The sequence below is a fragment of the Albidovulum sediminicola genome (genome assembly GCF_025751575.1).
In the GTDB taxonomy this organism is placed as follows: Bacteria; Pseudomonadota; Alphaproteobacteria; order Rhodobacterales; family Rhodobacteraceae; genus Albidovulum; species Albidovulum sediminicola.
The window spans coordinates 1-26243 of record NZ_JAOWLA010000019.1 but is presented as its reverse complement, the minus strand read 5'-3'; the positions used below and the strand labels follow the sequence as shown (position 1 = coordinate 26243).

The 26243-nt window shown below is 66.5% G+C and carries 33 protein-coding genes; 18 read left to right on the top strand and 15 right to left on the bottom strand.

What is annotated here, in order from left to right; translation table 11 throughout:
• The first annotated feature begins 48 nt into the window (after nucleotides 1-48).
• The 10 genes from OE647_RS17150 (at nucleotide 49) to OE647_RS17105 (ending at nucleotide 9102) form a co-directional block, all read left to right on the top strand.
• A complete protein-coding gene (locus tag OE647_RS17150) occupies nucleotides 49-795 on the top strand; it encodes a class I SAM-dependent methyltransferase (protein WP_263723040.1) in 747 nt (248 codons plus the stop codon).
• 282 nt (nucleotides 796-1077) lie between these two features.
• Nucleotides 1078-1638 (top strand): F0F1 ATP synthase subunit delta, encoded by a 561-nt coding sequence (locus OE647_RS17145; RefSeq protein ID WP_263722986.1) that lies wholly within the window; start codon nucleotides 1078-1080, stop codon nucleotides 1636-1638.
• A complete protein-coding gene (gene atpA, locus OE647_RS17140) occupies nucleotides 1638-3176 on the top strand; it encodes a F0F1 ATP synthase subunit alpha (RefSeq protein ID WP_263722985.1) in 1539 nt (512 codons plus the stop codon). The genes OE647_RS17145 and atpA overlap by 1 nt, the downstream gene beginning before the upstream one ends.
• 23 nt (nucleotides 3177-3199) lie before the next feature.
• A complete protein-coding gene (locus tag OE647_RS17135) occupies nucleotides 3200-4075 on the top strand; it encodes a F0F1 ATP synthase subunit gamma (RefSeq protein WP_263722984.1) in 876 nt (291 codons plus the stop codon).
• A gap of 18 nt (nucleotides 4076-4093) precedes the next feature.
• Nucleotides 4094-5536 carry a F0F1 ATP synthase subunit beta gene (atpD, locus tag OE647_RS17130; protein ID WP_263722983.1) on the top strand — a complete coding sequence of 481 codons (1443 nt, stop codon included), beginning with the start codon at nucleotides 4094-4096 and terminating at the stop codon, nucleotides 5534-5536.
• Between the two features lie 9 nt (nucleotides 5537-5545).
• Nucleotides 5546-5944, top strand: coding sequence for a F0F1 ATP synthase subunit epsilon (locus OE647_RS17125; protein WP_263722982.1), 399 nt, complete (start codon nucleotides 5546-5548; stop codon nucleotides 5942-5944).
• 133 nt (nucleotides 5945-6077) lie between these two features.
• Nucleotides 6078-6428 carry an H-type lectin domain-containing protein gene (locus OE647_RS17120; protein WP_263722981.1) on the top strand — a complete coding sequence of 117 codons (351 nt, stop codon included), beginning with the start codon at nucleotides 6078-6080 and terminating at the stop codon, nucleotides 6426-6428.
• Nucleotides 6429-6473: 45 nt separating this feature from the next.
• Nucleotides 6474-8012, top strand: a complete 1539-nt coding sequence (locus OE647_RS17115) for a caspase family protein (RefSeq protein WP_263722980.1) — start codon at nucleotides 6474-6476, stop codon at nucleotides 8010-8012.
• Nucleotides 7982-8665 carry a hypothetical protein gene (locus OE647_RS17110; protein ID WP_263722979.1) on the top strand — a complete coding sequence of 228 codons (684 nt, stop codon included), beginning with the start codon at nucleotides 7982-7984 and terminating at the stop codon, nucleotides 8663-8665. Before OE647_RS17115 ends, OE647_RS17110 begins: the two co-directional genes overlap by 31 nt.
• An 8-nt stretch (nucleotides 8666-8673) precedes the next feature.
• Nucleotides 8674-9102, top strand: a complete 429-nt coding sequence (locus OE647_RS17105) for a hypothetical protein (RefSeq protein ID WP_263722978.1) — start codon at nucleotides 8674-8676, stop codon at nucleotides 9100-9102.
• A gap of 1 nt (nucleotide 9103) precedes the next feature.
• On the opposite strand, the gene OE647_RS17100 is transcribed toward OE647_RS17105, so the two are convergent.
• On the bottom strand, nucleotides 9104-10123 hold the full coding sequence (locus OE647_RS17100; RefSeq protein ID WP_263722977.1) for a ribose-phosphate pyrophosphokinase: 1020 nt from the start codon (nucleotides 10121-10123) through the stop codon (nucleotides 9104-9106).
• A 115-nt stretch (nucleotides 10124-10238) separates the two neighbouring features.
• Here OE647_RS17100 and OE647_RS17095 point away from each other — a divergent pair, with 115 nt between their 5' ends.
• Both OE647_RS17095 and OE647_RS17090 read left to right on the top strand, forming a co-directional pair.
• Nucleotides 10239-10850, top strand: a complete 612-nt coding sequence (locus OE647_RS17095; protein ID WP_263722976.1) for a 2-hydroxychromene-2-carboxylate isomerase — start codon at nucleotides 10239-10241, stop codon at nucleotides 10848-10850.
• A complete protein-coding gene (locus tag OE647_RS17090; protein ID WP_263722975.1) occupies nucleotides 10850-11650 on the top strand; it encodes an alpha/beta fold hydrolase in 801 nt (266 codons plus the stop codon). Before OE647_RS17095 ends, OE647_RS17090 begins: the two co-directional genes overlap by 1 nt.
• On the opposite strand, the gene OE647_RS17085 is transcribed toward OE647_RS17090, so the two are convergent.
• The 7 genes from OE647_RS17085 to OE647_RS17055 form a co-directional block, all read right to left on the bottom strand.
• Nucleotides 11647-12699 carry a threonine aldolase family protein gene (locus tag OE647_RS17085; protein ID WP_263722974.1) on the bottom strand — a complete coding sequence of 351 codons (1053 nt, stop codon included), beginning with the start codon at nucleotides 12697-12699 and terminating at the stop codon, nucleotides 11647-11649. The two genes, OE647_RS17090 and OE647_RS17085, sit on opposite strands and share 4 nt — an antisense overlap.
• On the bottom strand, nucleotides 12699-13163 hold the full coding sequence (locus tag OE647_RS17080; protein WP_263722973.1) for a YcgN family cysteine cluster protein: 465 nt from the start codon (nucleotides 13161-13163) through the stop codon (nucleotides 12699-12701). The genes OE647_RS17085 and OE647_RS17080 overlap by 1 nt, the downstream gene beginning before the upstream one ends.
• Nucleotides 13164-13232: 69 nt before the next feature.
• Nucleotides 13233-14159, bottom strand: coding sequence for a bifunctional riboflavin kinase/FAD synthetase (locus OE647_RS17075; protein WP_263722972.1), 927 nt, complete (start codon nucleotides 14157-14159; stop codon nucleotides 13233-13235).
• Nucleotides 14160-14191: 32 nt separating this feature from the next.
• Nucleotides 14192-14635 carry a MaoC family dehydratase gene (locus OE647_RS17070; protein ID WP_263722971.1) on the bottom strand — a complete coding sequence of 148 codons (444 nt, stop codon included), beginning with the start codon at nucleotides 14633-14635 and terminating at the stop codon, nucleotides 14192-14194.
• 123 nt (nucleotides 14636-14758) lie between these two features.
• A complete protein-coding gene (locus OE647_RS17065) occupies nucleotides 14759-15640 on the bottom strand; it encodes a TIGR01459 family HAD-type hydrolase (RefSeq protein WP_263722970.1) in 882 nt (293 codons plus the stop codon).
• A 93-nt stretch (nucleotides 15641-15733) separates the two neighbouring features.
• A complete protein-coding gene (locus tag OE647_RS17060) occupies nucleotides 15734-16654 on the bottom strand; it encodes a manganese-dependent inorganic pyrophosphatase (RefSeq protein WP_263722969.1) in 921 nt (306 codons plus the stop codon).
• 106 nt (nucleotides 16655-16760) lie between these two features.
• Nucleotides 16761-17759, bottom strand: coding sequence for a TraB/GumN family protein (locus OE647_RS17055; RefSeq protein WP_263722968.1), 999 nt, complete (start codon nucleotides 17757-17759; stop codon nucleotides 16761-16763).
• A gap of 196 nt (nucleotides 17760-17955) precedes the next feature.
• Between OE647_RS17055 and groES the strand changes: the two genes are divergently transcribed.
• From groES to OE647_RS17040, 3 genes are all read left to right on the top strand, one after another.
• The gene (gene groES, locus OE647_RS17050) at nucleotides 17956-18243 is read left to right on the top strand and encodes a co-chaperone GroES (RefSeq protein WP_263722967.1); all 288 of its coding nucleotides are present in this window, start codon (nucleotides 17956-17958) and stop codon (nucleotides 18241-18243) included.
• 48 nt (nucleotides 18244-18291) lie between these two features.
• Nucleotides 18292-19935 (top strand): chaperonin GroEL, encoded by a 1644-nt coding sequence (groL, locus tag OE647_RS17045; RefSeq protein ID WP_263722966.1) that lies wholly within the window; start codon nucleotides 18292-18294, stop codon nucleotides 19933-19935.
• Between the two features lie 205 nt (nucleotides 19936-20140).
• Complete coding sequence (locus OE647_RS17040) at nucleotides 20141-20998, top strand: DMT family transporter (protein WP_263722965.1); 858 nt, start codon at nucleotides 20141-20143, stop codon at nucleotides 20996-20998.
• A gap of 8 nt (nucleotides 20999-21006) precedes the next feature.
• Here the strand turns inward: OE647_RS17040 and OE647_RS17035 are convergent, their stop codons facing one another.
• From OE647_RS17035 to OE647_RS17025, 3 genes are read right to left on the bottom strand one after another with little or no spacing between them, the layout of a single operon-like run.
• Nucleotides 21007-21492, bottom strand: a complete 486-nt coding sequence (locus tag OE647_RS17035; protein WP_263722964.1) for a GNAT family N-acetyltransferase — start codon at nucleotides 21490-21492, stop codon at nucleotides 21007-21009.
• Nucleotides 21486-21983: a GreA/GreB family elongation factor gene (locus tag OE647_RS17030; RefSeq protein ID WP_263722963.1), complete on the bottom strand. Its 498-nt coding sequence runs from the start codon at nucleotides 21981-21983 to the stop codon at nucleotides 21486-21488. The genes OE647_RS17035 and OE647_RS17030 overlap by 7 nt, the downstream gene beginning before the upstream one ends.
• Nucleotides 21980-22423, bottom strand: coding sequence for an NUDIX domain-containing protein (locus OE647_RS17025; RefSeq protein ID WP_263723039.1), 444 nt, complete (start codon nucleotides 22421-22423; stop codon nucleotides 21980-21982). The genes OE647_RS17030 and OE647_RS17025 overlap by 4 nt, the downstream gene beginning before the upstream one ends.
• A 45-nt stretch (nucleotides 22424-22468) precedes the next feature.
• Here OE647_RS17025 and OE647_RS17020 point away from each other — a divergent pair, with 45 nt between their 5' ends.
• A complete protein-coding gene (locus tag OE647_RS17020) occupies nucleotides 22469-23212 on the top strand; it encodes an alpha/beta fold hydrolase (RefSeq protein WP_318527962.1) in 744 nt (247 codons plus the stop codon).
• A gap of 115 nt (nucleotides 23213-23327) precedes the next feature.
• Here OE647_RS17020 and OE647_RS17015 read toward each other — a convergent pair whose 3' ends face one another.
• The 3 genes from OE647_RS17015 to OE647_RS17005 all read right to left on the bottom strand — a co-directional run bounded on the left by OE647_RS17015 (nucleotide 23328) and on the right by OE647_RS17005 (nucleotide 25180).
• Nucleotides 23328-24401 (bottom strand): 5-(carboxyamino)imidazole ribonucleotide synthase, encoded by a 1074-nt coding sequence (locus OE647_RS17015; protein ID WP_263722962.1) that lies wholly within the window; start codon nucleotides 24399-24401, stop codon nucleotides 23328-23330.
• Nucleotides 24394-24879, bottom strand: coding sequence for a 5-(carboxyamino)imidazole ribonucleotide mutase (purE, locus tag OE647_RS17010; RefSeq protein WP_263722961.1), 486 nt, complete (start codon nucleotides 24877-24879; stop codon nucleotides 24394-24396). The genes OE647_RS17015 and purE overlap by 8 nt, the downstream gene beginning before the upstream one ends.
• Before the next feature lie 82 nt (nucleotides 24880-24961).
• Nucleotides 24962-25180 carry a YdcH family protein gene (locus tag OE647_RS17005; protein WP_263722960.1) on the bottom strand — a complete coding sequence of 73 codons (219 nt, stop codon included), beginning with the start codon at nucleotides 25178-25180 and terminating at the stop codon, nucleotides 24962-24964.
• Between the two features lie 185 nt (nucleotides 25181-25365).
• Here OE647_RS17005 and OE647_RS17000 point away from each other — a divergent pair, with 185 nt between their 5' ends.
• Nucleotides 25366-25779: an Hsp20 family protein gene (locus OE647_RS17000; RefSeq protein WP_263722959.1), complete on the top strand. Its 414-nt coding sequence runs from the start codon at nucleotides 25366-25368 to the stop codon at nucleotides 25777-25779.
• A gap of 15 nt (nucleotides 25780-25794) precedes the next feature.
• Nucleotides 25795-26022 (top strand): DUF1150 domain-containing protein, encoded by a 228-nt coding sequence (locus OE647_RS16995; RefSeq protein WP_263722958.1) that lies wholly within the window; start codon nucleotides 25795-25797, stop codon nucleotides 26020-26022.
• Nucleotides 26023-26106: 84 nt separating this feature from the next.
• Here the strand turns inward: OE647_RS16995 and OE647_RS16990 are convergent.
• Nucleotides 26107-26243, bottom strand: a 137-nt coding sequence (locus tag OE647_RS16990; protein WP_263723037.1) for an adenylyl-sulfate kinase, incomplete at its 5' end; no start/stop codon positions are given.

Genomic DNA, 26243 nt, shown 5'->3' with positions numbered 1-26243 from the left:
CTTATGCTCATCGAAACGGAGTTTGACCCGATCGCGGGCTTGCATGCAATGCATCTTGATGTTCTGGACCTCAGGAATTTCTACTATCGCACGCAGCTTGGGCGTGCGGCGCAGAAGGCGATCCGCGACCAGCTTGTCGCGCTTTGGCCCGAGGCGAAGGGGCGCACGGTCGTGGGCTTCGGTTTCGCGGTGCCGCTCTTGCGCCCCTATCTTGGCGATGCGCGGCGCGTGATCGGGCTGATGCCGGGGCCGCAGGGCGTCATGCCCTGGCCCGCGGGGATGGAGAATGTCTCGGTCCTGTGCGAGGAAACCCGCTGGCCGCTGGAAACCGGCATGGCCGATCGCCTGGTTGTGCTGCACGGGCTCGACACTTCGGAAAATCCCTCGGCCGTGCTTGACGAATGCTGGCGCGTGCTTGGTCCCGGCGGGCGGGCGCTTTTCATCGTGCCGAACCGCTCGGGCCTGTGGTCGCGCAGCGACAAGACGCCGTTCGGCTTCGGGCGGCCCTATTCGATGGGCCAGCTCGATGCGCAACTGCGCAAGCACAATTTCGTCGCGGAGCGTCACCAGACCGCGCTTTACGTTCCGCCCTCGTCCCGGCGCTTCTGGCTGCGTACCGCGCCGATGTGGGAACGTGTCGGCCATCGCGTTTCCTCCGTCATGTCGGGGGGGGTCCTGATGCTTGAAGTGTCCAAGCAACTTCACGCGCCGATGCGCCCGGGCCTGCGCGCAGCGGTGGAGCGGCCGCTGCGGGTGCTGGAGGGAATGCCGAAGCCGGTTGCCGGCGCGACGTGAATCGCGCCCTCGCGGCAAGCCCGCCCCGCCGGATTCCCCCGCCTGAAACCGATGTTAACGCCCCAACCTCGCGGCCCGGAAAGGTGCCCCGGCAACGGGGTTGGTCCAAGTTGTTGAAAATCAACAAATTGGGGTTGTGAAATATGTTGGCCTAGGCGGTTGCGGCAGCAAATCCGCTCTGCTACACCCGCGCCGAACTAAGACGTGCGTTTGCGCGCGCGAAGGGGTGGCCTCGGTTCCCGTGACTTCGGGCGATGAGGCAAAGTCATCGGAAGGGTGGACGTGTCGGAACCAGCTTCGATCTCCGCAGGGATTGCCGGGCGCTATGCCACGGCCGTTTTTGAACTGGCCAAGGAGGCCAAGGACCTGAAGGCCCTCGGGGCCGATGTCGATGCGCTTCAGGGCGCGCTCGATGCCAGCGCCGATCTGCGGGGGCTGATCGCCTCGCCGGTCTACAGCCGGGAAGAGCAGGCCGCGGCCGTTTCGGCCCTCGCCAAGGCGATGTCGCTCTCCGCGACGGTGGCCAACACGCTCGGCCTGATGGCCGCGAACCGCCGGCTGTTCGTCCTGCCCCAGCTTCTGGTCGCGCTGCGCGCCATGATCGCAGAGGAAAAGGGCGAGATCACCGCCGATGTGACCTCGGCCGCCGCCCTGACCAAGGCGCAGGCGGACCAGCTTGCCAAGACGCTGAAGGCCAGCGTCGGCAAGACCGTGAAACTCAATACGACCGTCGATGAAAGCCTCATCGGCGGTCTCGTCGTCAAAGTGGGCTCTAAGATGATCGACACCTCGATCCGCTCGAAGCTCGCTTCCCTCCAGAATGCTATGAAAGAGGTCGGATAATGGGAATCCAGGCAGCCGAGATCTCTGCGATCCTTAAGGAGCAGATCAAGAACTTCGGTCAAGAAGCGGAGGTGGCCGAGGTCGGCCGCGTGCTCTCCGTCGGTGACGGTATCGCCCGCGTTCACGGGCTGGACAACGTCCAGGCCGGCGAAATGGTGGAATTCCCCGGCGGCATCCGCGGGATGGCGCTGAACCTTGAAGTCGACAACGTCGGCGTCGTGATCTTCGGTTCCGACCGGGACATCAAGGAAGGCGACACCGTCAAGCGCACCAAGTCCATCGTGGACGTTCCGGTCGGCGACGAGCTGCTCGGCCGCGTCGTCGACGCGCTGGGCAACCCGATCGACGGCAAGGGCCCGCTCAAGACCGCGAAGCGCTCGGTTGCCGACGTGAAGGCCCCCGGCATCATCCCGCGCAAATCGGTGCACGAGCCGATGGCGACCGGCCTGAAGTCCGTGGACGCCATGATCCCCGTCGGCCGCGGCCAGCGCGAACTGATCATCGGCGACCGCCAGACCGGCAAGACCGCGATCGCGCTCGACACGATCCTGAACCAGAAGGTCTACAACGAAGCGGCGGGCGACGACGAGAGCAAGAAGCTCTACTGCGTCTACGTGGCCATCGGCCAGAAGCGCTCGACCGTTGCCCAGCTGGTCAAGAAGCTGGAAGAAACCGGCGCGATCAACTACTCGATCATCGTGGCCGCCACCGCCTCGGACCCGGCGCCGATGCAGTTCCTCGCGCCCTACTCGGCGACCGCGATCGCCGAATACTTCCGCGACAACGGCCGTCACGCGCTGATCATCTACGATGACCTCTCCAAGCAGGCCGTCGCCTACCGCCAGATGTCGCTGCTGCTGCGCCGTCCGCCCGGACGCGAAGCCTACCCGGGCGACGTTTTCTACCTGCACTCGCGCCTGCTGGAGCGTTCGGCGAAGCTGAACGAGGACAACGGCGCTGGCTCGCTGACCGCTCTGCCGATCATCGAAACCCAGGGTGGCGACGTGTCGGCCTTCATTCCGACCAACGTGATCTCGATCACCGACGGTCAGATCTTCCTTGAAACGGAACTCTTCTACCAGGGCATTCGTCCGGCCGTGAACACCGGTCTGTCGGTTTCCCGCGTGGGCTCCTCGGCCCAGACCAACTCGATGAAGTCGGTCGCGGGCTCGGTGAAGCTGGAACTGGCGCAGTACCGCGAGATGGCGGCCTTCGCGCAGTTCGGTTCCGACCTCGACGCCGCGACCCAGCGCCTGCTGAACCGTGGCGCGCGTCTGACCGAGCTGATGAAGCAGCCGCAGTACTCGCCGCTGACCAACGCGGAAATCGTCTGCGTCATCTTCGCGGGCATCAAGGGCTTCCTCGACAAGCTGCCCGTGCGTGACGTCGGCCGGTTCGAGCGCGATCTGGTCAAGCACCTGCGCAGCAACCGCAAGGACATCCTCGACTGGATCACCAAGGACGACCCCAAGATCAAGGGTGAAGCCGAGGACAAACTCCGCGCTGCGATCGAAGAATTCGCCAAGACCTTCGCTTGACGCGCTGAGGAGGGGACAGGGATATGCCCAGCCTTAAGGACCTGAAAAACAGGATCGGAAGCGTCAAGTCGACGCGGAAGATCACCAAGGCCATGCAGATGGTCGCGGCGGCCAAGCTCCGCCGCGCCCAGGAGGCCGCCGAGGCCGCTCGCCCCTATGCCGAGCGGATGAACGCGGTCATGGCCGGACTTGCCGCCTCGGTGGGCGGATCGGACAGCGCGCCCCGGCTTCTGGCCGGGACGGGTGCCGACAAGACCCATATGCTGGTGGTCATGACGGCGGAGCGCGGCCTGTGCGGCGGCTTCAACTCCTCCATCGTGCGGCTTGCCCGCGCGAAGGCGGCGGAACTGATCGCGGCGGGCAAGACCGTCAAGATCATCACCGTCGGCAAGAAGGGGCGTGAGCAGCTCAAGCGCGACTACGCGGATCATTTCGTGGCCCATGTCGACCTCTCCGAGGTCAAGAAGATCGGCTACGACAACGCGCAGTCCATCGCGCGTGACTTGATCCACCGCTTCGACCATGGTGAGTTCGATGTCGCCACGATCTTCTTCAACCGCTTCCAGTCGGTGATCAGCCAGATCCCGACCGCGCAGCAGGTCATCCCGGCGAAGTTCGAGCAAGCCGAGGGCACGGGGTCCGCCGCGCTCTACGACTACGAGCCGTCGGAAGAAGAGATCCTGGCCGATCTGCTGCCGCGTGGCGTGGCGACCCAGGTCTTCACCGCGCTGCTGGAAAACGGTGCGTCCGAACAGGGTGCGCGGATGTCCGCCATGGACAACGCGACGCGCAACGCGGGCGACATGATCGACAAGCTGACGATCCAGTTCAACCGCTCGCGCCAGGCCGCGATCACGAACGAACTCATCGAAATCATTTCGGGCGCCGAGGCGCTCTAAGGGAACCGGAGAAACTCTATGGCAAAAGCACCGAAAGCAGCTGCCGCAACCGGCCGGGTGACGCAGGTCATCGGCGCGGTCGTGGACGTGCAGTTCGACGAACACCTCCCCGCGATTCTGAACGCTCTTGAGACCACCAACAACGGCAAGCGTCTGGTTCTGGAAGTCGCGCAGCACCTGGGCGAGAACACCGTCCGTACCGTGGCCATGGACGCGACCGAAGGTCTCGTGCGCGGCGCCGCGGTCGTTGACAAGGGTGAGCCGATCTCGGTTCCCGTCGGCAACCCGACGCTGGGCCGCATCCTGAACGTCATCGGCGAGCCGGTGGACGAAAAGGGCCCGGTCGTCTCGACGGAAACCCGCGCGATCCACCAGCCGGCGCCGGAGTTCAACGAACAGGCGACGTCCTCGGAAATCCTCGTTACCGGCATCAAGGTCATCGACCTTCTCGCCCCCTACTCCAAGGGCGGCAAGATCGGCCTGTTCGGCGGCGCCGGCGTGGGCAAGACGGTTCTGATCATGGAACTGATCAACAACATCGCCAAGGTGCACTCGGGCTTCTCGGTGTTCGCGGGCGTTGGCGAGCGGACCCGTGAGGGCAACGACCTCTACCACGAGATGATCGAGTCGGGCGTTATCGTTCCGGACGACCTGGAAAAGTCCAAAGTGGCCCTTGTCTACGGTCAGATGAACGAGCCGCCGGGGGCCCGTATGCGCGTCGCCCTTTCGGGCCTGACGCTGGCCGAGCAGTTCCGCGACCAGTCCGGGACCGACGTTCTGTTCTTCGTGGACAACATCTTCCGCTTCACCCAGGCGGGTTCGGAAGTGTCCGCGCTGCTGGGTCGTATTCCTTCGGCCGTGGGCTACCAGCCGACGCTCGCGACCGACATGGGCGCGATGCAGGAACGCATCACCTCGACCAAGGCGGGCTCGATCACCTCGGTGCAGGCCATCTACGTTCCGGCCGACGACCTTACCGACCCGGCGCCGGCGACCTCGTTCGCCCACCTCGACGCCACCACGGTTCTGTCGCGTGCGATCTCGGAGCTCGGCATCTACCCGGCCGTGGACCCGCTCGACTCGACCAGCCGGATCCTTGACCCGTCCGTCGTGGGCGAGGAGCACTACCAGGTTGCCCGTGACGTCCAGGGTATCCTTCAGCGCTACAAGTCGCTGCAGGACATCATCGCCATCCTCGGCATGGACGAACTGTCGGAAGAGGACAAGCTGACCGTGGCCCGCGCCCGGAAAATCCAGCGCTTCCTCTCGCAGCCGTTCGACGTGGCGAAGGTCTTCACCGGTTCGGACGGCGTCCAGGTGCCGCTCGACAAGACGATCGCCTCGTTCAAGGCGGTTGTGGCCGGCGAGTACGACCACCTGCCCGAAGCCGCCTTCTATATGGTCGGCGACATCGAGGAAGTGAAAGCCAAGGCGCAGCGTCTGGCCGCTGAAGCGGCGTAAGGGGGCGAGATGGCCGATACGATGCAGTTCGACCTCGTCAGCCCTGAACGGCGGCTTGCCTCCGTTCAGGCGCGCGAGGTCCGCATTCCGGGCGCCGATGGCGACCTGACGGCGATGCCGGACCATTCGCCGCTGATCACCACGCTGCGTCCCGGCATCCTCACCGTCGTCTCCGCCGAAGGCAGCGTCGATTATGCGGTGACCGGCGGTTTCGCCGAGATCTCGGCGGCCGGAGCCTCGGTCCTGGCCGAGCGCGCGATGCCGAAGGCCGAGGTCACCGCGGCCGAAATGGACGCGCTGATCTCGGACGCGACCGCCGAGGCGGGGGAAGCCCCCGCCGAAGGCAAGGACGCGGCGATGAAGCTGGTCGCCGATCTTCAGACGCTGAAAGCGGCGCTGGGGCTCTGAGCCGATCGAAATTGCGGGAAGGCGGGGCCATCGTGCCCCGCCTTTTTGCTTTCCGGGGCAGCGAGGGGAGGCCCGTAAGGGCTTTCCCTCCCGCCGCATTGGGATAACATCGGCCCAAGTCTGCGGGGGCGAGATGCGACGGTTTACCAGTAACATGTTGGGGGTGGAGCGCGGCTCCATCCCGCTGTTTTCGGATTTCGAGGCCGGCGGCCCGATGTGGACCGGCACAGGTCCGAGGGAGGTTCGCCGGTACGTCGGGTTTTCCGAGGCGTTCCGGGACGTGCCCATCGTGCAGGTCACGCTCAACATGTGGGATGTGCATCACGCCGCCAACATGCGCGCCGAGATCCTATCCGAGAACGTCACGCCGGAGGGGTTCGACATGGTCTTCCGGACCTGGGGCGACACCCGCATCGCGCGGATGCACGCCGACTGGCTGGCCTTGGGCGAGGTCTCGCATGCGGACAACTGGGACATCGGCTAGGGCTTGGCATTGCGTCTCGCCTCGGCCTGTCTATGCTGGCGGGCGATGAGCGGGCTCGGAAAATCCCTCAGCTATCGCACCTGTTGCGCGGCCTTGGCCGCGGCCCTTGTCGCGTGGCCAGCGGCGGCCGCTGAACGTGTCGCGCTCCTCATCGGCAACTCCGACTATGCGCTGGACGATCTGGATCTTCCCAACCCCGTGAACGACGCGCTGGCGCTTGGCGCGGCGCTTGGGGGGCTGGGGTTCCGGGTGATCGAGGCGACGGACCAGGACCTGGCGGGGATGCGCGACGCCCTGGCGCGGTTCGAGGTTGCGGCAAGCGGGGCGGAGGTCGCGCTTTTCTTCTACGCCGGGCACGGCGTCCAATACGCTGGCGATAACCTGCTGATCGGGACGGGTTTTGGCGCGCTCGACACGGCCGGGATGGTTCGCGCCTCACTCCCGATGAGGGAGGTGAGGACCGTCCTGGAACGCGCCCGGCCGGGCGCGGGGCTGATCCTGCTCGACGCCTGCCGGGATTCCCCTTTCGGGACGGGCGAGAACGCGGCCAAGGGCCTTGTCCGCACCGGCGGGGGGGCGGGATTGCTGATCGCCTATGCGACCGATCCAGGCAACGTGGCTTTCGACGGGACCGGGCGGAACAGCGTGTTCACAAAGGCGCTTTTGAACAACATCGCGACACCGGGGCTCGACGTGCGCCTGATGCTTGGGCGCGTGCGGCAAGATGTGGTGGTGGAAACCTTCGGCCAGCAGGTGCCTTGGGTTGAAGAGGCCCTGATCGGGGAACATGTCCTGGCCGATGTGAAAGGGGACGAGATCCCGACGGACGCCGATGCCGCCGAGCTGGCGCTTTGGGCCGTGGCGGAGGGCGGCGACGCGCGTGCGCTGCGCGATTATGTCAACCAGTATCCGGCCGGGACATTCGCCGAAACCGCGCAGGCGCGGCTTGCGGACCTCGACGGCGCCGGATCCGTGCCCGCGTCGCTGCCCGATGCCTTTCGGGCTGAGCCACGGGCGCGCCTTGAGGCGGCGCTGGCGGCGCTCGGTCTGCCGGGCGGGGTAGAGGCCGCTGCCGCCCGCTATGCCGCTCAGCAAGACGCAAAGGCCGAGCTGCGGCCCGCCGCGCTTTACCAGGATGCGACGCGCGCCTCGATGGCCTTGGCGGCTACCACGGCGCAGCGGCTGCGAACCGATCTGGTGGCGCTGCGCGGCATTGACCGGCTGGCCCGGCTGTCTGAGAACGCCTTGACCGAGATCCGCGAGATCGCGACCCGGGACCCGGATGCCGCCGCCCCGGTGCTGGCGCAGGCCGAGCGCGATTTCGAGGACATTCGACGGTCGCGGCAGAGGGTTCTGGTGCGGCTTGACCAGTCGCGCGAGTACTACAACCGAATATTGACACGCGCCGCCCTGTTCGTGCCTGATGGGGCGACCGAGGACCTCCTCGCCGCCGGGACCGAGGCGGGCGTTGATGGAAAGTTGCGCGCGGATGCGGCGCTTTTCTTGAAACATGTTCGCCAGTCGGCGGACCCATCAAGGAAGGGAACCTATTCATGGCTCACGGATTTTCTCGCTCAGGGCTGACGGCCGTCTGCCTTTCGGCGGCGTTGGCGCTTGGCGCCTGCGGCGGTGCGCCCGCGCCCGAAAGCTCCGTCGCGCAGCCCGCCGTCGCCGCGGATGCGGAACTCTCGCGCGTTGCCACGGCCATGCAGAAAACCATCCTTGAAGGGGCGTTGGCCGGGGCCGCGGCTGGCGGGGGCATCGCGATGACGCTCGGCACGAACCGCAAGAAAGGCATCCAGATCGGAACCGCGGTCGGCGCCTCCGCCGGGAGCTATGTCGCCTTCATCCAGCGCAAGTATTTCTTCAAGGAGCGGCGGCTTGAGGCGATGAAGTCCGATCTCGACCGGAACTCGGAAGAGGTCGCGGCCACGATTTCGGTGATGCAGGGCGTTCTGGCCGCACAGAAGGCCGAGCTTGACAGCCTGCGCGCCCAGGCCTCCACCGGCGGCGACCCCGCGGCGCTGGATGCCGGGGTCGCCCAGGCGCAGGCGAACCTGTCAGAGATGCAGCGTGCGATCGAAGGCGCGACCAACCGTCAGGCGGAATTCACCGAGGCGCGCGGGCTCGTCCCCGCCGATGGCGGCGGTTCGCGGATCGATCCGGAGCTTTCGGCGCTGTCGAGCCAGATTGCCGAGATGCGCGCCATCGCCGACGACCTGGCAGGCAGCCTGTGAGGCCCCCGGTGCGCCACCTGGGCCTGATTGCCGGACTGGCCCTCGCGGGATGCGTCGAAACCACGACCGATCCTGGCGACGGCGGCTTCTTCACCGGCGTGCAGAACATCCGCTCGGGCGCTTATGACCAGCGCGTGGCCGAACGCGAGCAGGCCGTTGATGAGGCCGGACAGCGCAATGCTGCGCTCAAGGCCGAACAGGCGTCGCTTGCCGCGCAGATCTCGGCCACCGAGAACGAACTGGCAAAGGCCCGTTTCCGGCTGCTTCAGCAACGCGACCAGGCGCGCAATCTGGATGACGCGACGCGCGCGCGAGTGAACCGGGTGCTGACCGCCAAGCCCGCGTCCACCTCAGACGCCAAGCGGCTGGCCGATCTCCAGGCGCTGCTGTCGGAGACGAAGGCGCTGAGCGCGGAACTGGCGGCGCTGAGCGGCTAGGTCAGCCGCGCGAATACATGCCTTCGTAGATCGGGCCGAGCGTTTCCGTCTCAAACAGCGAGGAGACCGAGGTGCCGGACCAGATGTTCAGGATCGCCTGCGCGAACATCGGCGCGGTCGGAACGATGCGGATGTTCTTGGCCTTGCGCACCGGGTCGGTCGGTTCGATCGAGTCGGTCAGGACAAGGCTTTTCATCACCGAGGCCTGAACCCGTTCCACAGCCGGGCCCGACATCACGCCATGGGTGATATAGGCATGCACTTCTGCCGCGCCGTTCTGCATCAGCACCTCGGCCGCCTTGCAAAGCGTGCCAGCGGTGTCGCAGATGTCGTCCACGATGATGCAGGTCTTGCCGGTGACGTTGCCGATCACCGTCATCTCGGCGACCTCGCCCGGCTTTTCGCGGCGCTTGTCGACGATGGCCAGCGGCGCGTTGATCCGCTTGGCCAGTTCGCGCGCGCGCGCCACGCCGCCCACGTCGGGCGAGACGATCATGATGTCGCCCATCTTGCCCTTGAAGTGGTGTTCGATATCGAGCGCGAAGATCGGCGAGGCGTAGAGGTTGTCGACAGGGATGTCGAAGAAGCCCTGGATCTGCGCTGCGTGCAGGTCCAGCGTCAGAACCCGCTCCACGCCCGCCTCGGTCAGCAGGTTTGCGACGAGCTTGGCGGAGATCGGCGTGCGCGCCTTGGCGCGGCGATCCTGGCGGGCGTAGCCGAAGTAGGGGATCACGGCGGTGATGCGCGCGGCAGAGGACCGGCGCAGCGCGTCCGACATGATCAGCAGTTCCATCAGGTTGTCGTTCGCCGGGTTGGAGGTCGACTGGATGATGAACATATCCTCGCCACGGACGTTCTCGAACACCTCGACGAAGATTTCCTGGTCGTTGAAACGTTCGACCCGTGCATCGACCAGTCCGACATTGACGCCCCTGTGCATCGACATGCGCCGCGCGATGGAATTGGCGAGCGGGCGGTTGGAGTTGCCGGAAATCAGCTTCGGCTCGGTCATGGACGGCATGATCGGTTCCTTGTCGAGAGGGGCGAGGAGGGTCAGGTGACAGATTCGTGACGTTGCACACCGCTTACCACCGGGCTAGCCTGCCCGCAAACCCATGCGAGAGGAGCGGCGCGACGTGGCGCAGATCGACTACTATTTCTCGACGATTTCGCCGTTCACCTACCTGGCTGGAACCCGGCTTGAGGACATCGCCGCGCGCCATGGCGCCACGATCACCTACAAGCCGGTCGACATCGTCGCGCTCTTCGCGCGCACCGGGGGAACGGGCTTGGCCGACCGGCACGAAAGCCGCAAGGCGTACCGCCTGCAAGAGCTCCGCCGCCAGGCGGCGAAAACGGGGATGCCCATCAACCTGCGGCCCATGTTCTTCCCCGCGAACGCCGCGCCCTCTGCCTACGCGATCATCGCCGCGCAGGCGGCAGTGGCGAAAGGGGGCGCGGGCGATCTGGGGGCGCTGGTGCATGGGGTCCTGCGCGCCTGTTGGGCGGAAGAGCGCAACATCGCCGAGGATGAGGTCGTCACCGACCTTCTGAAGGCCTACGGCTTCGATCCGGGTTTGGCGTTTTCCGGCATGCTGATGGGCGCGGAAACCTACGCCCGCAATCTGGAGGACGCGGTCGCCGCAGGGGTTTTCGGCTCCCCCTTCTACGTCCTCGATGACGGGGAACGGTTCTGGGGGCAGGACCGGCTGGAGGATCTGGACCTGCACCTGGCCGGAAAACTCTGATGCCGGAGGGGATACGTGCCGGCCATCGCACCTTTTGGCGTGTGATGGGCGCGGGAGAGCGACCCGCCCTTGGCATCCACTGCGCGCTGGCCCATTCCGGTGCCTGGGCGGGGGTCATGGTGCCGCTGGCAGAGCGGATCACCCTGACCGCCTTCGACCTGCCCGGCCATGGCAAGTCGGACGACTGGAGCGGGCAGGGGGATTATCCTCGGCTCTGCGCTGAAATCGCGGCCAGTTTCATCGACCGGCCGGTGGATCTGATCGGCCATTCCTTCGGGGCGGTGACGGCGCTGAGGCTGGCGATCGCGGCGCCGGAGGCATTCCGGACCCTGACGCTGATCGAACCGGTCCTGTTCGCCGCTGCCCAGGGAACGCCCGCCTGGGCCGAGTATCAGGCGGACATCGCCCCATTCCGGGCGGCGATGGCCGAAGGCCGGCCGGAAGAGGCCGCGCGCGCCTTCACCAGTCTCTGGGGAACGGGCGTCGACTGGACCCGGCTGAACGCCGAAAGCCGCAGCGCGCTGGTGGACCGGATCGGCATGATCCCCGCAAGTGACCCCGCACTTGCCGACGACAGCGGTCGCGTCCTCAGGCCCGACGGGTTGGAAAGCCTGGACATGCCGGTGCTGATGATCCAGGGCGAACGTTCCCCCGCCATCATCTCGGCCATTGCCGAGGCGCTGGCGGCGCGCATGCAGGACGTGGGCATCGCCACCGTTCCCGGCGCATCGCATATGCTGCCGATCACGCACCCCAAGGAAGTCGCCGGTCTGATCGCCGTGAACCTGGACCGGGCCTAGGCGCGCAGCGCCTCGATCAGCCCATCGACCTCGGCCTCGGTCGTCGCCCAGGAGGTGACGAGCCGGCAGAGCACCCGTTCGTCCGGGTCGCCGTCCAACGGGGTGCCGTGGGGCATGAGGTAGTAGTTCGCCCCCGCCTCCATCGCACGCTGGTGCAGGCGGCGGGGCATGGTGACGAACTGCATGTTCGCGCCGCGCGGACTGGCGAAGGTGACCTCCGGCAGGGTCCGCAGGCCCGCCTCCAGCTGTGCGGCCATGTCGTTGGCGTGGCGTGCCAGCGTCAGCCAGAGCCCGCCGTCCAGATAGGCGCCCATCTGTGCGGACAGATAGCGGTGCTTGGAGAACAGATGCCCCGCGCGCTTGCGGCGCAGCGCGAGTTCCCAGGCCCTGGCCGGGTCGAAGATCACGACCGCCTCCACCCCCATGCAGCCGTTCTTGGTGCCGCCGAAGGACAGCACGTCCACCCCGGCTTTCCAGGTCATCTCGGCGGGCGTCGCGCCGGTGGCGACGATTGCATTGGCGAAACGCGCGCCATCAAGATGCACCGGCAGTCCGAAGCGCTTGGCGACCCCGGCCAGCGCCGCGACCTCCTCCGCCGAATAGACGGTGCCTGCCTCGGTGATGTTGGTCAGCGTGACCATGCCCCGCTGTACTGAATGCACGTCGCCTTGGCCCGTCTCCCCGATCTTCGCGGCAAGCGCCTCGGGTGTGATTTTGCCGTCCTGGCCGGGAACAAGCCTGATCTTGGCGCCGCCGGTGAAGAATTCGGGCGCGCCGCATTCGTCCATCTCGGCGTGGGCCGCTTCGAAGGCGTAGATGGCGCCCCAGGGCGGGCAGAAGGTGGCCAGCGCCAGCGCATTGGCCGCGGTGCCGGTGGCCACAAGGGCCACCTCCGCGTCCGGCGCCTCGAACAGGGTGCGGATGCGGTCACGCACGCGGTCCATGATCGGGTCGTTGCCATAGGATGCTGCGGGCCCGGCGTTGCAGGCCACGACCGCGTCCAGAATCACGGGCGACGTGCCCGCGTTGTTGTCCGATCTGAATTCCATCACAGGTCCTCGATGACGTGGTCTTCCCAATCCTCTTCGTCCACCTCGAACTCGGGCACGGTCCAGCCCCGGACCGACATACCGGCGTCATGGACGCTGTCGGGGTCGCCGGTCAGAAGCGGGTGCCAGTCGGGCAGCGGCTTGCCCTCGGCCAGCAAGCGGTAGGCGCAGGTCGAGGGCATCCAGTAGGCGCTGTCCTTCAGGGTCTTCGGCGTCAGCACGACGCATTCGGGCACGAAGGTCTTGCGGTTCTCATATTGGCCGCAGCGGCAGGTTTCTCCGTCCAGCAGCCGGCAGGCGACCCGGGTGAACAGGATCTCGCCTGTCTCGGCGTCTTCAAGCTTGTTGAGGCAGCACTTGCCGCATCCGTCGCAAAGCGCCTCCCACTCCTCGGCGGTGAGGCTGTTGAGCGGAAGCCGCCAGAACTCGGGTCGCAGGCGTGGGGTGGGGCGGTGCGTGGTCATGGGCGGCAAGATAGGCAGAAGGCCGCAGGGAAGGGAAGGCCCGAAGCGGCGGGCGATGACGGGAAGGGCTCAGGCGTCGGCCAGGATCGCGCGGGCGCGGTCGCAGTCCGCGTTCATCTGCGCGATCAAGGCGTCGAGCCCGTCGAACTTCATCTCCGGCCTGAGATAGTCGATGAGCGCGACCGACAGGTGCTGACCGTAAAGGTCGCCTTCGAAGTCGAAGAGGAAGGTTTCGAGGTTCGGCTGGTTTTCCCCGAACATCGGCCGGACGCCAAGGCTCGACGCGCCGATGTAGCTGCCCGCATGGGGCCCCGTCAGCACGTCGACCTTGACCGCATAGACGCCGAGCCGGGGCAGGTGGAGCCCATCGACCCCCATGTTTGCCGTCGGGAAGCCCAGACCCTTGCCGCGCTTGTCGCCGTGCAGAACCTCACCCTCGATCCGGTGCCAGTGGCCCAGCATCCCGGCGGCGTCGCGCGGGCGCCCCTCGCTCAGCGCGGTGCGAATCGCGGTCGAGGAGATTTCGACCCCCTCGATGGCCACAAGATCGGCAATGGTCACGCCAAACCCGAGGTCCGCGCCCAGCGTCCGAAGCGTTTCGGCCGTCCCCTTGCGGCCGCGGCCGAAGCAGAAGTCGGCCCCAACGGTGACATGGGAAACGCCCAGTCCCGCGACCAGAACGTCACGGACGAAGCCTTCGGCCTCCATCACGGCCAGCGTGGCATCGAAGGGCAGGACGTAAAGCTGTTCGACCCCCAGCTTTTCCAGCCGGTGACTGCGCGCCTCGGCGTTCATCAGGCGGAACGGCGGCGCTTTGGGTGCGAAGAACTGACGCGGATGGGGTTCGAAAGTGACGATGCCAAGGGCCGCGCCCGGGCGCTGCGCCTGGGCGATCACCGACTGATGGCCAAGGTGCACGCCGTCGAAATTGCCCATAGCGACCGAAGCGCCCCGGTCGCTGGCGGAAAGCGTCGTCCAGTGAGTATGCGTCCGCATCGGCCCCCGTCTGGCGGGCGGCCCGCCGGATATCAGTCGAACTTGCGGCTTGGCGCCAGAACCAGCGCCTCGCCCTTCAGCACAACCGTATCGCCCACCGCGCAGTGGGTTTCAAGGGTCACACGGCGCCGCGCGTGGTCGATCGCCGTCACTTTCACCTCGGCATAGACCACGTCGCCCGGCCGCACCGGGGCCATGAACTTGAGGCTTTGGCCAAGGTAGACCGTGCCGTGGCCGGGAAGCTGTTCGCCGATCACGGCCGAGATCAGCCCGGCGGTCAGCATCCCATGCGCGATCCGGCCCTCGAAGATCGTGTCGCGGGCGTATTCGTCGTCCAGGTGCACCGGATTGCGGTCGGTCGAGACCTCCGCGAACATCTCGATGTCGCGGTCGGTCACTTCCTTGCGGAGATAACGGATCATCCCGATCTCCAGATCCTCGATGCAGATTGTGCCGCGGGGGAAATTATCAAGCATCATCGCGAATCCCGGTAAGGTTGCTGCGATGCGGCATAGCACGGATTGCCCGCTTGGGGCAATCCTGTCGGTAATTTATTTTCACCCCTTGCCGAAAAGTCGCAACAATCTTGCGAGATCAACTCAGCGCAGGCGGCCGATCACATAGGTCGGCGCGATCTGCTGCGCCTCGATCCAGGGGGCAAGGCGCGCCGGATCAGGGTTATCGATGTCGGTGCCGAACTCCGCCGCGGCAAGGCCGCCGGTGATGAAGAGCGTATCGATGTTTTCGCCCAGCCCGCCCAGAATGTCGGTTGCGATCCCGTCGCCTACGGCAAGGATGCGGCTCGTGTCAGGCTCGGTCCCTGTCAGCGCGGCGGTCCGGCGCCGCGCCAGGTCGTAGATCGGCGGGTGCGGCTTGCCGAAATAGAGGCTTTCGCCCCCCATCTCGGTGTAAAGCCGGGCCAGCGCGCCCGCGCACCATTCGCGGGTCTCACCCCGGTCAACCACGATGTCGGGGTTCGCGCACAGAAGCTTCAGCCCCTTGGCCTTGGCATAGAGGAACTCCGGCCGATTGACATCGGGGTCGGCCAGCGGGTCGCGCGGGCCGGTGCAGACGATGCCCTCGGCCTGATCTAGCGGGACGATGGTAATCTCCACCGGGTTATCGAGGATCTTCAGGGGCGCGAAGAAGCCCATGTCGGTCTCGGGGTTGCCGATGAAATGCACGCGCGTTCCGACGACGCCCTGGAACATCGCCGCACGCGCGGAGTCGCCGGAGCTTGCGATCGTGTCCCAGGCATCGCGGTCGACGCCGATCGCGTCGAGCTGGGTCGCCACATTGGCGCGCGGGCGGGGGGAATTCGTCACCAGAACGACCTTGCCGCCCTGGGCGCGGAAGGCGCGCAGCGCCGCGACGGCGGCCGGAAAGGGCCTTAGCCCGTCATGCACGCAGCCCCAGAGGTCGCAGAAAAGCACGTCGTAGTTTGCGGCGATGTCGGAAAGCGCGGCGATGATCCGGGTCACGGGGGGCAATCCTTTTGGATATGTCGCGCGACCGCGCGGGGTCAGACGCGCAGAAAGGGGCGGGCGCCGGTCGACCCGGCGCCCGGTTGGGTATTACATCTTGAGCGCGGGGATGATCTGCTTCTTCCGGCTCATGATGCCGGGCAGCACGACCGTATCGCCCGACACGGTGCATCCGAAGGAGGCTTCGGCGATCTTCTTTACAGTCTCGTTCGGAACCAGCAGCGTCGCTTCCTCACGGATGATGTCCACGACGAAAAGCAGCACCTGGTCGGCGCCGTCTTCCTTGGCGACGTCGGTCATCGAAGCCATCAGGCTGTCCTTGCGGTCCAGAACCATCTTCGGAGAGGTGGTCTCCAGCACCGAGACCCGCAGGTCCACGCCCTCGACCGTGTATTCCTTCGAATCCATGCGCAGAAGTTCCGCGTCGGAGAAGGCCGAGACGTCGGATTTTGCCGCGAAGAGTTCCGCCGCGTAGTCGGGGATCGAGATGCCAAGCTGCCCTGCCAGGGCCTCGGCCACGGCGCGGTCATGCGGGGTCGTGGTGGGCGAGCGGAATTCCAGCGTGTCGGACAGGATGCACGACAGCATCGCGCTTTTGATGCTGTCCGGCATCTTGGCGGCATCGTCGCCCATCAGGTCATGCATGATGGTCGCGGTGCAGGCGAGCGGGCGGATGGTGATGTCGATCGGGCCCTTCGTCTTGAGCCCACCGGCCAGAAGGTGGTGGTCGATGATCTGGACGACGTTCGCGTCGTTGATCGAGGCGGGAAGCTCGGCCGGGTTGTTGGTGTCCACGACAACGCAGGTGTCGCCCGCGGCCACGTCCGCGATGATCTCGGGCTTCGCCAGATCCCAGCGCTTCAGGACGAAGGCGGCTTCGGTATTGGGTTCGCCGAGCAGCACGGGCTTGGCGGGGGTTCCCTTCACCTCGGACAGATACCAGGCCCAGATGATGGGCGAGCCGGTGGAGTCGGTGTCGGGGGATTTGTGGCCGAAGACCTTGATCGTCATGGGGGGCGTCCGTTCTTTCAGGGAATTTGGCGCCTTATAGGCAGGTCCGGCGGCCTTGTCACGTCCGCGGGATTGACGTCCGCGCAAGGCTGCCTTGCCCCTGACGTCAGAACGACTCCCTGTCGATGCGGTAGCCGTGCTCTTCGACCAGGGCGAGGATGCCGTTGACGCCGGACAGATGCGCGGCCCCCACGGCGACGATGATCTCGTTGCCTTCCGCGGCCTTCAGGATCGGGTCGATCCAGCTGTAGTTGCGCCGGATCAGAAGGGCGTCCTCCATCCGGGCGAAGTCGGCGGCGGCAGTCTCCGGGTCCTCGGGCGATTCCGCGATGGAGCGCTCGCGCGTGTATTCCCAGAAGAGCCGGTTTTTCTCGGCGAAATAGGAATCTATCAGCGTCTCATAGACATTCTCGGCCTCGGACAGGAGCGGCAGGGAAGAGCGCAGGATGTCCAGCTGATCGGCCTCGTCCATCTCGGTGAAGACGCGGATCGCGGCGTCGTAGGGTTCGAGCGCGTGAACCGGCACGCGCGCTTCCGCCGCCGCGTCCATGATCATCTTGTCGAGCCCGTTGGCCTGGCCGCCAAGCTCCTTCACGGCACAGGGCGGCAGTCCCAGGATCGCCGTCGCATACCAGGGGCGCAGCTTGGAGGCGAGCACGGCGGGCATCCCCCGCGCGGCGAGTTCGCCCGAGAGAACCGCCCAGTCCTCTTTGCCCAGCCGTTCGGGCAGGGTCGCGCCCTCGGTCACGAAGATCAGGTCGGGGCGCTTGGCGATTTCGGACTTGAGCTGCTGCTGCTCGGCCTCCGTCGCCTCGACATAGATCGCGTCGGAATGGGCGATCACGGTCCTGAGACGTTCCAGCGGGGCGTCCATCCTCGGGTCGTGGACATGCAGGGTGCCGACGAAATGGATGATGCTGTCGCCCTTCGTCGCAACGTACCGGTTGCCCGTCGCGTAGGGGTTCGCCTCCGATCCGGCCTCAAGCGCGGCGAAGTCGTCGGCGGGCATGGCGGCCAGCAGATCCTGCCCGGCGCATTGGGCCCAAAGTGCGGCTGGCGACAGGAAGGCCGCGAGAGCAAATGCCAATCGGAACGTCGTGGTCATCAAGCCAGCAGGTCCTCGAAACCTCTTTCCGGCAGGCTGGCACGGGCGGGCGCTCAAATCCAGTGCGGTGGGGCAAGATTTTTCATCGACAAGGCAGTTGACTCACGCTTTTGTCATCCCTAACTACGGCGCGTTAGCACTCGTCAACGGTGAGTGCTAATCACATTCAAACCTGGAACCTAGGGAGTGTTACCAGATGGCATTCAAACCGCTTCATGACCGTGTTCTGGTCAAGCGTGTGGAAAGCGACGAGAAGACCAAGGGCGGTCTGATCATCCCCGATAGCGCGAAAGAAAAGCCGGCCGAAGGCGAAGTCGTCGCTTGCGGCGAAGGCGCGCGCAAGGACTCGGGCGAGCTGATCGCGATGGCCGTGAAGGCCGGCGACCGGGTTCTCTTCGGCAAGTGGTCGGGCACGGAAGTGACCGTCGACGGCCAGGAACTGCTCATCATGAAGGAAAGCGACATCCTCGGCATCATCGCCTGAGACTGTCCCTGACCTTCCCTTCCAACCAGACAACCAGGAGAAGCCAACATGGCTGCTAAGGACGTCAAGTTCGAATCCGATGCCCGCGATCGCATGCTGCGCGGCGTCAACATCCTCGCCGACGCGGTGAAGGTGACCCTCGGCCCGAAAGGCCGCAACGTCGTGATCGAGAAATCCTTCGGCGCGCCCCGCATCACCAAGGACGGTGTGTCGGTCGCCAAGGAAATCGAACTCTCCGACCGTTTCGAGAACATGGGCGCGCAGATGGTGAAAGAAGTCGCCTCGCGTACCAATGACGAGGCCGGCGACGGCACCACCACCGCCACGGTTCTGGCCCAGGCCATCGTGCGCGAAGGTCTGAAGTCGGTCGCGGCCGGCATGAACCCGATGGACCTCAAGCGCGGCATCGACCTCGCCGTGCACAAGGCCGTCGAGCACATCAAGGGCGCTGCCCGCAAGGTCGCCGACAGCGCCGAGGTTGCGCAGGTTGGTACGATCTCCGCCAACGGCGAGGCCGAAATCGGCCGTCAGATCGCCGACGCGATGCAGAAGGTCGGCAACGAGGGTGTGATCACCGTCGAAGAGAACAAGGGCCTGGAGACCGAGACCGAGGTCGTCGAAGGCATGCAGTTCGACCGCGGCTACCTGTCGCCCTACTTCGTCACCAACCCGGACAAGATGATCGCCGAGCTCGATGACGCGATGATCCTGTTGCACGAGAAGAAGCTCTCGTCGCTCCAGCCGATGGTCCCGCTGCTCGAGCAGGTCATCCAGTCGCAAAAGCCGCTTCTGATTATCGCGGAAGACGTCGAAGGCGAAGCGCTCGCGACCCTGGTCGTGAACAAGCTGCGCGGTGGTCTGAAGATTGCCGCCGTCAAGGCTCCGGGCTTCGGCGACCGCCGCAAGGCCATGCTCCAGGACATCGCGATCCTGACCGGCGGCCAGGTGATCTCCGAAGACCTCGGCATGAAGCTTGAGAATGTCGGCATGGACATGCTGGGCCGCGCCAAGAAGATCTCGATCACGAAGGACAACACCACCATCGTGGACGGTGCCGGCGAGAAGGCCGAGATCGAAGCGCGCGTCGCCCAGATCCGCACCCAGATCGAGGAAACCACTTCGGACTACGACCGCGAGAAGCTGCAGGAGCGTGTTGCGAAGCTCGCCGGTGGCGTCGCCGTCATCCGCGTTGGCGGCATGACCGAAGTCGAAGTGAAAGAGCGCAAGGACCGCGTCGATGACGCCCTGAACGCGACCCGTGCGGCCGTGCAGGAAGGCATCGTCGTCGGCGGCGGCGTGGCGCTGGTTCAGGCCGGCAAGTCGCTTGATGGCCTGAAAGGCGAGAACGCCGATCAGGACGCCGGCATCGTGATCGTCCGCAAGGCGTTGGAAGCGCCGCTGCGCCAGATCGCGCAGAACGCGGGCGTCGACGGTTCGGTCGTGGCCGGCAAGGTTCGCGAATCCTCGGACCAGAAGTTTGGCTTCAACGCCCAGACCGAAGAATATGGCGACATGTTCAAGTTCGGCGTCATCGACCCGGCGAAGGTCGTGCGCACCGCGCTTGAGGATGCGGCCTCGGTCGCTGGCCTTCTGATCACCACCGAAGCCATGATCGCCGACAAGCCGGAGCCGAAGGGCGCCGCGGCCGGCGGCATGCCGGGCGGCATGGGCGGCATGGACGGGATGATGTAATCCCGGCCATATGGCCAAAGCTTCGGGGGCCCCGTTCGCGGGGCCCCTTTCTTTTTCAAAGGCGGCCCTTGCGGGCCAGGCGATCTCTCGCCCCCGGCGCTTTCGCGCCGGGGGCCCGGGGATGAGTATTTTCGCCAGAATGAAAGGAAAGCTCCTGGTGCGCCCTGTCATTCGGAGTAACGTCGTGCGGAAAAGGGGGCTGGGGATGCGGCTTTTTCTTCTGACGGCGCTGACGATGACCGCCTTTGCGGCGAACTCGGTCCTGAACCGGATGGGCGTCGGGCCGGGGCATATCGGCGCCGTCGAGTTCGCTGTCGTGCGACTTCTGGCCGGGGCTGGCATGCTCGCGCTCCTGCTTCTGGCGCGCGCACGCGGGGGGCGGGGGCGGCTTTCCACCGGTGCGCCCGGGCGGCGTCTCGTCGGGGCGGGGTCGCTTCTGCTTTACCTCTTCGGTTTTTCGATGGCCTACGGGGCGCTCGACGCGGGTGTCGGTGCGCTGATCCTGTTCGGGACGGTCCAGATCACCATGTTCGCGGGTGCGCTTGCGTTGCGCGAGGAGGTTCCGGCCCGGCGCTGGGTGGGGGCGGGCCTGGCCTTTGCGGGACTCCTGTGGCTGTTCGCACCAGGCGAGGGGGCGGCGCTGAGCCCCTCCCACGCCGCGATGATGGCGGCGGCGGGCCTCGGCTGGGGGATCTATTCGCTCTCGGCTCGGGGGGCCGCCGATCCGCTGGGCGCGACTGCGTGGAATTTCCTTTTCGCGGGGGTGCCGGGCGTGTTGCTGGCGGTCGCTTTGGTTGCACGGGGGATCGAGGCGGATGCTGCCGGCCTTTCGCTCGCGATACTGTCGGGGGCCGTCACCTCCGGATTGGGCTATGCGCTTTGGTATGCGATCCTGCCCGCGCTGGGGGCCGCGCGGGCGGCGGTGGCGCAGCTTTCGGCCCCGGTGATCGCGGCCTTCGGCGGTCTCGTCCTGATCGGGGAGCCGGTGACCCCGCGTCTTGTGGTGGCGGCGCTTATGGTCCTTGGCGGGGTCGCCTTCGCGAGCCTTCCTAAGCGGCGTTAGCTGGGGGTTCAGAGCACCTTCACGAGGCGGCAGATGCGGTGGCCCGATTCTGGGTCGTCGCGGAAGACACCGGTATCCGTGAACCCCTCGCGTTCCCAGAAGGCGCGTCCGCGCGGATTGGCCTCCAGAACGGCGAGGTAGAGGCGCGGCGTTCCGGCCCGGCGCGCGCGGGCCTCGATCTCGGCGAGGAAGCGGCGGCCATGGCCCATCCCGCGCAGGCGCGGGGCAAGGATCATCAGGCCAAGGTAGCCGTCCCCGGCGTCGGGGAAGCCGAAGGAAAGCTCCGCCACACCCGAAAGCCGATCCGCGATGAAAAGACCCAGACGATGGGACGCGGCCGCATCGGCGCCGGGCGGGCCGTCGGTAAAGAACGCCGCCGCCTTGGCGCGGTCGGGCGCGGCACGGTCTGCCAGCAGCCAGTAGTCGGCGGCTTCGGCATAGAGGGCCTCGACCAGGTCGGTGTCGGGGCCGGGCGACAGGGGCCGGATCAGCACCGCAGGGGCTCGATCGCGAGGAGTTCGAGGGTGACCGTTCCGGCTGGTCGTTTCCAGTCGACGGTATCGCCAACCCGCGCGCCGATCAGCGCGCGCGCAAGCGGCGATTGCGGCGCGATGCGGCCAAGGGCGGCATCCGCCTCGTCCTCCCCCACGATCTCGAACGCCTGCTCGGTGCCGTCCTCGTCCGCGACCGTGATACGGGTGCCGAAAGCGGCCTCCCCCGGCGGGGCGTCGTTCGGATCGACCGGGATCGCGGAGCGCAAGCGTGCCTCCACATAGCGGATGTCGCGCTCGACGGCGCGTTCGGGAAGGCGGTCCAGCCGCTCAGCCCGCGCGCGAAGGCGCGAAAGCTCCGCCTGAAGCGCGGCCAGCCGGTCGCGCAGCGCGGCCAGCCCACGGGGCGTTACGTAATTGGGGTGGGGGCTGATGGGGAGGTCGGGCAGCGGTTCGTTGTCCGGCCCGTCCTCCTTCACGAAGGCGCGGCTCATCGCACGATGACCTCCAGCGGATCGTAGAGGATACCTTCGCCCCAGGCGGCGGCAGCCAGGCTGTCGGGCTTGTGGCGAAGTGAGGCCAGTTCGTCCCGGGCGACGAAGCGGCGCTCGGTCACCACGCCTTCGGGGTCGCGCCAGGTCGGGGGCAGGGCGTTCAGCGGCTGGCAGCGGAAGTAGATGTCCACCTGGTGGAAGCCCGTCGCGGGATCGTGGAATTCGTTGACCAGACAGGGCGCGCCGACCTCGATCCGCAGGCCCGTCTCCTCCTCCACCTCGCGGGCGAGGTTCTCGGGCAGCGAGCTTCCGGCATGAACGCCGCCGCCGGGCGCGCACCACAGGTCCGACTTGCCCGCCGGGTAGGCGTTGACGACCAGGAGCCGATCCCCGGACAGGATCAGCGCACGGGCGGCAAGGCGGGGGGAACGGCGGCTCATCGCGGCAGAGTGGCCCGCGTCGCCGCCATTGGCAAGCGCGCCGCGGTGGCTTATCTGCGGCATATGCGCTTCGCCCTGATCCTTTTCGGCCTGCTTTCCCTCGCCGCCCCGGCGCGCGCGGATTGCGTGGTGCTGCTGCACGGCCTGCACCGGTCCGACGGCTCGCTCCTGGTCTTGCAGAAGGTGCTGGGGCGTCACGGCTACCGGACGGTGAACCCGGATTACCCCTCGACCGAGGCGCCGATCGAACAGATCGTCGACGACTATGTCGGCCCCGCCGTCCGGGCCTGCGGCCGGGACAAGGTTCATTTCGTGACGCATTCCATGGGGGGTATCCTGGTCCGGGCCTGGCTTGCCAGTCACCGGCCCGCGGACCTTGGCCGGGTGGTCATGCTCGCCCCCCCGAACCGCGGCTCGGAACTTATCGATGTCGCGCGGGATTACGAATTTCTCTCCCGAATCCTCGGACCCGCCGGGCTGGAACTTGGCACCGGCCCCGGTTCCGAGCCCAACAGCCTTGGACCGGCCCGCTTCGAATTGGGCGTGATCGCGGGCGATGTCAGCTTCAACCCGCTTTATTCCTGGGTGATCGGGGGCAAGGACGACGGCAAGGTCTCGGTCGCTTCCACACGAGTCCGGGGCATGACCGATCATATCGTGCTTCCGACCAGCCATACCTTCATCATGAACAACCCCCGGGCGTTGGCGCAGGTCCTGGAGTTCCTGAGCACGGGCCGCTTCGATCACATGATGACGCTTCCGCAGGCGCTGGAGCGCATCTGGGGCTGACTTCTTCATTGTCTGAAATACCCCCGCCGGAGGCCGCGCGGCCGTCGCGCCCGCGCGATGGCCGCGCCGGGGAATGGCATCGCGCGCCGCACCGGCGCGCGACCGCCGGGTCCCCTCAGCCAGAGGTGCGAATGCGGTTCACGTGGCCCATCTTGCGGCCGGCGCGCGCCTCGGCCTTGCCATACAGGTGCAGCGCGGCATTCGCCTCGCGCGCGATGGCCGGCACCTTCAGGATATCGTTGCCGATCAGGTTCTCCATCACCACGTCGGAATGGCGCGTTCCGTCGCCCAGCGGCCAGCCGGCGACCGCGCGGATGTGCTGCTCGAACTGATCGACCGCGCAACCGTTCTGCGTCCAGTGGCCGGAGTTGTGGACCCTTGGCGCGATCTCGTTCACGACCAACCCGCCGGCGGTCACGAAAAGCTCCACCCCCATCACGCCGACGTAGTCGAGCGCGTTGAGGATGCGCGCGGCCAGCAGGACCGCATCGGTCCGCTCACCGGGCGTCAAGGTCGCAGGCACCGTCGTGGTGGACAGGATGCCGCCGACATGGACGTTCTCGCCGGGGTCGTAGGCCGCGACCTCGCCCGTCAACCCGCGCGCGGCGATGACCGAAACCTCGCGCGTGAAGGTGACGAACCCTTCCAGCACCGCCGGCGCCCCGCGCATTTCGGCAAGCGCCGCGGGGGCGTCGGAGCGGTCCATGATCCGCGCCTGGCCCTTGCCGTCATAGCCGAGCCGCGTGGTCTTCAGGATCGCGGGCGTGCCGATATGGGCAAGCGCCGCCTCAAGGCTTTCATCGTCATCGACCGCCGCGTAGGGCGCCGTCGTAAGGCCGATCCCGCTCAGGAAGTCCTTTTCCAGGATCCGGTCCTGGCTTACGGCCAGCGCGCGCCGGTTCGGGCGGATTGGGCGCAGGCTTTCCAGCAGGTCGAGCGCCGCCGTGGGCACGTTCTCGAACTCATAGGTAATGACATCCACGCCTCCGGCAAAGGCGCGCAGCGCCTCGGCATCGTCATAGGGGGCGGTCACGACCTTTTCGGCGACATGGGCCGCGGGCGGATTGGCCGCGGGTTCGAACACATGGGTCCGGTAGCCCAGGCGCGCCGCCGCGACCGACAGCATCCGGCCAAGCTGCCCGCCGCCGAGGATCCCGATCACCGATCCGGGGGGCAGCATCTCAGTCATCCTTGGGCTCCTCGGGGATGGAGGCCGACAGCGCCTCGCGCCAGGCGTCGAGGCGGGCGGCAAGCTCGGGGTCGTTGATGGCAAGGATTCCGGCGGCCATCAGTCCGGCATTGGCCGCGCCCGCCGCGCCGATCGCCATTGTGGCGACAGGGTAGCCCTTGGGCATCTGCACGATTGAATAGAGGCTGTCCACGCCCGAAAGCGCGCGGGTCTGGATCGGCACCCCGACCACCGGCACGCGGGTCTTGGAGGCCATCATGCCCGGCAGATGCGCCGCCCCGCCCGCGCCCGCGATGATGACCTGAAGCCCGCGTTCCACCGCCGTCTTGCCGTAGGACCAGAGCCTGTCCGGCGTGCGGTGGGCCGAGACGATCCTGGTCTCGTAGCGCACACCGAGTTCGTCGAGCAGCAGCGCCGCCTCCTTCATGGTGGGCCAGTCCGACTGGGATCCCATGATGATACCGACTTTCACGCCCATGCGGACCTCCCCCAGCGGATGGAGCGCGCAATATAGCGGCGAGGGGGCAGGCGGCAAGGGCCGAAAGACGGCCCCGACGCGCTCAGGCGATGATGTCGGGGGTCAGAAGATCCTCGATCCGGGCGATGCGGTCCTTGAGGTTCAGCTTCTGCTTCTTGAGCCGGCGCAGGGTCAACTGATCGGCGCGGCCCGATTCCTCCATCAGGTGGATGGCCTCGTCCAGGTCGCGGTGCTCGGTCTTCAGGACCCCCAGATTGACGCGCAAGACGTCATCGCTGTCCATGGTCGTTGGGGCGTTCATGTTGTTATGGCCCGACTCGGTTCCCTGCAGTTGCAAAAACTATATCAACACGCGCCTCGCGCGGGAAGCGCCACGCCGTCGCATCGGCCCTTGCCCATGCGCCCGGGGCATCCCATATTCAATCCATGGGTTGCCGGTATCGGGGCCCTTTCTGCACGTCGCTTGACTTCGAGGACCTGCCCGAGATGACGAAACTGACCTTTGGCGCCCATCCCTTCCTTCTGGGCTTCGATCAGCTGGAACGGCTGGTGGAACGCACCGCAAAATCGGGGAATGAGGGCTATCCGCCCTTCAATATCGAGCAGTCGTCGGACAACACGTTCCGGATCACGCTCGCCGTGGCGGGGTTCCGGGATGAGGATCTGGCCATTACGGTCGAGGACCGGCAACTGGTGATCCGCGGCCGCCAGGCCGAGGAGCCCGAGGGCCGGATCTACCTGCACCGCGGCATCGCCGCGCGCGCCTTCCAGCGCAGCTTCGTGCTGGCCGAGGGGGTGGAGGTCGCCGGGGCCCAGATGGAACACGGGCTGTTGCACGTGGACCTCAAGCGGTCGCTTCCCGACCCGGTCGTGCAGACCATTCGCATCTCGCGCAAGTAAGTAAAGGAGGCAGGCATGGATACGAAATTCGACTTCGGACCGGAGCCGGGCGAGCGCATCGTCTATGTGCGGCCGGTCGCGGTGGAGGATCTACCGGACGAGGTCCGCGAGCAGGTCCCCGGCATCAAGACGCTTTACGCCGTCTGCGACGCGGACGGGGAACGGCTGGCGCTGGTCAAGGACCGCAAGATGGCCTTCCTGCTGGCCCGCCAGAACGACATGGCGCCGGTGAACGTGCACTGACGCAGCCCGCCGGGCCGGATGGCCCGGCCGCAAATGCAAAAGGCCGGGCAGTGACGCCCGGCCCCTTGTGGATTGCCCGCGCGATCAGGCCTTGATCAACCCCATGCTTTCGAGTTTGAGCAGGACCTGGTGTGCGCAGTTGTCGACCTCGACGTTTTCGGTTTCGACGCGGAGTTCGGGGTTTGCGGGTTCCTCGTAGGGGTCGGAGATCCCGGTGAACT

Bases quoted from the DNA above. Each gene is read 5' to 3' on its own strand.
- OE647_RS17150 (WP_263723040.1), top strand. From the start codon at position 49: ATGCATCTTGATGTTCTGGACCTCAGGAATTTCTACTATCGCACGCAG.
- atpA (WP_263722985.1), top strand. From the start codon at position 1,638: ATGGGAATCCAGGCAGCCGAGATCTCTGCGATCCTTAAGGAGCAGATC.
- OE647_RS17135 (WP_263722984.1), top strand. From the start codon at position 3,200: ATGCCCAGCCTTAAGGACCTGAAAAACAGGATCGGAAGCGTCAAGTCG.
- atpD (WP_263722983.1), top strand. From the start codon at position 4,094: ATGGCAAAAGCACCGAAAGCAGCTGCCGCAACCGGCCGGGTGACGCAG.
- OE647_RS17125 (WP_263722982.1), top strand. From the start codon at position 5,546: ATGGCCGATACGATGCAGTTCGACCTCGTCAGCCCTGAACGGCGGCTT.
- OE647_RS17120 (WP_263722981.1), top strand. From the start codon at position 6,078: ATGCGACGGTTTACCAGTAACATGTTGGGGGTGGAGCGCGGCTCCATC.
- OE647_RS17115 (WP_263722980.1), top strand. From the start codon at position 6,474: ATGAGCGGGCTCGGAAAATCCCTCAGCTATCGCACCTGTTGCGCGGCC.
- OE647_RS17110 (WP_263722979.1), top strand. From the start codon at position 7,982: ATGGCTCACGGATTTTCTCGCTCAGGGCTGACGGCCGTCTGCCTTTCG.
- OE647_RS17100 (WP_263722977.1), bottom strand. From the start codon at position 10,123: ATGCCGTCCATGACCGAGCCGAAGCTGATTTCCGGCAACTCCAACCGC.
- OE647_RS17090 (WP_263722975.1), top strand. From the start codon at position 10,850: ATGCCGGAGGGGATACGTGCCGGCCATCGCACCTTTTGGCGTGTGATG.
- OE647_RS17085 (WP_263722974.1), bottom strand. From the start codon at position 12,699: ATGGAATTCAGATCGGACAACAACGCGGGCACGTCGCCCGTGATTCTG.
- OE647_RS17080 (WP_263722973.1), bottom strand. From the start codon at position 13,163: ATGACCACGCACCGCCCCACCCCACGCCTGCGACCCGAGTTCTGGCGG.
- OE647_RS17075 (WP_263722972.1), bottom strand. From the start codon at position 14,159: ATGCGGACGCATACTCACTGGACGACGCTTTCCGCCAGCGACCGGGGC.
- OE647_RS17070 (WP_263722971.1), bottom strand. From the start codon at position 14,635: ATGCTTGATAATTTCCCCCGCGGCACAATCTGCATCGAGGATCTGGAG.
- OE647_RS17060 (WP_263722969.1), bottom strand. From the start codon at position 16,654: ATGACGATCAAGGTCTTCGGCCACAAATCCCCCGACACCGACTCCACC.
- OE647_RS17055 (WP_263722968.1), bottom strand. From the start codon at position 17,759: ATGACCACGACGTTCCGATTGGCATTTGCTCTCGCGGCCTTCCTGTCG.
- groES (WP_263722967.1), top strand. From the start codon at position 17,956: ATGGCATTCAAACCGCTTCATGACCGTGTTCTGGTCAAGCGTGTGGAA.
- groL (WP_263722966.1), top strand. From the start codon at position 18,292: ATGGCTGCTAAGGACGTCAAGTTCGAATCCGATGCCCGCGATCGCATG.
- OE647_RS17040 (WP_263722965.1), top strand. From the start codon at position 20,141: ATGCGGCTTTTTCTTCTGACGGCGCTGACGATGACCGCCTTTGCGGCG.
- OE647_RS17030 (WP_263722963.1), bottom strand. From the start codon at position 21,983: ATGAGCCGCGCCTTCGTGAAGGAGGACGGGCCGGACAACGAACCGCTG.
- OE647_RS17025 (WP_263723039.1), bottom strand. From the start codon at position 22,423: ATGAGCCGCCGTTCCCCCCGCCTTGCCGCCCGTGCGCTGATCCTGTCC.
- OE647_RS17015 (WP_263722962.1), bottom strand. From the start codon at position 24,401: ATGACTGAGATGCTGCCCCCCGGATCGGTGATCGGGATCCTCGGCGGC.
- purE (WP_263722961.1), bottom strand. From the start codon at position 24,879: ATGGGCGTGAAAGTCGGTATCATCATGGGATCCCAGTCGGACTGGCCC.
- OE647_RS17005 (WP_263722960.1), bottom strand. From the start codon at position 25,180: ATGAACGCCCCAACGACCATGGACAGCGATGACGTCTTGCGCGTCAAT.
- OE647_RS17000 (WP_263722959.1), top strand. From the start codon at position 25,366: ATGACGAAACTGACCTTTGGCGCCCATCCCTTCCTTCTGGGCTTCGAT.
- OE647_RS16995 (WP_263722958.1), top strand. From the start codon at position 25,795: ATGGATACGAAATTCGACTTCGGACCGGAGCCGGGCGAGCGCATCGTC.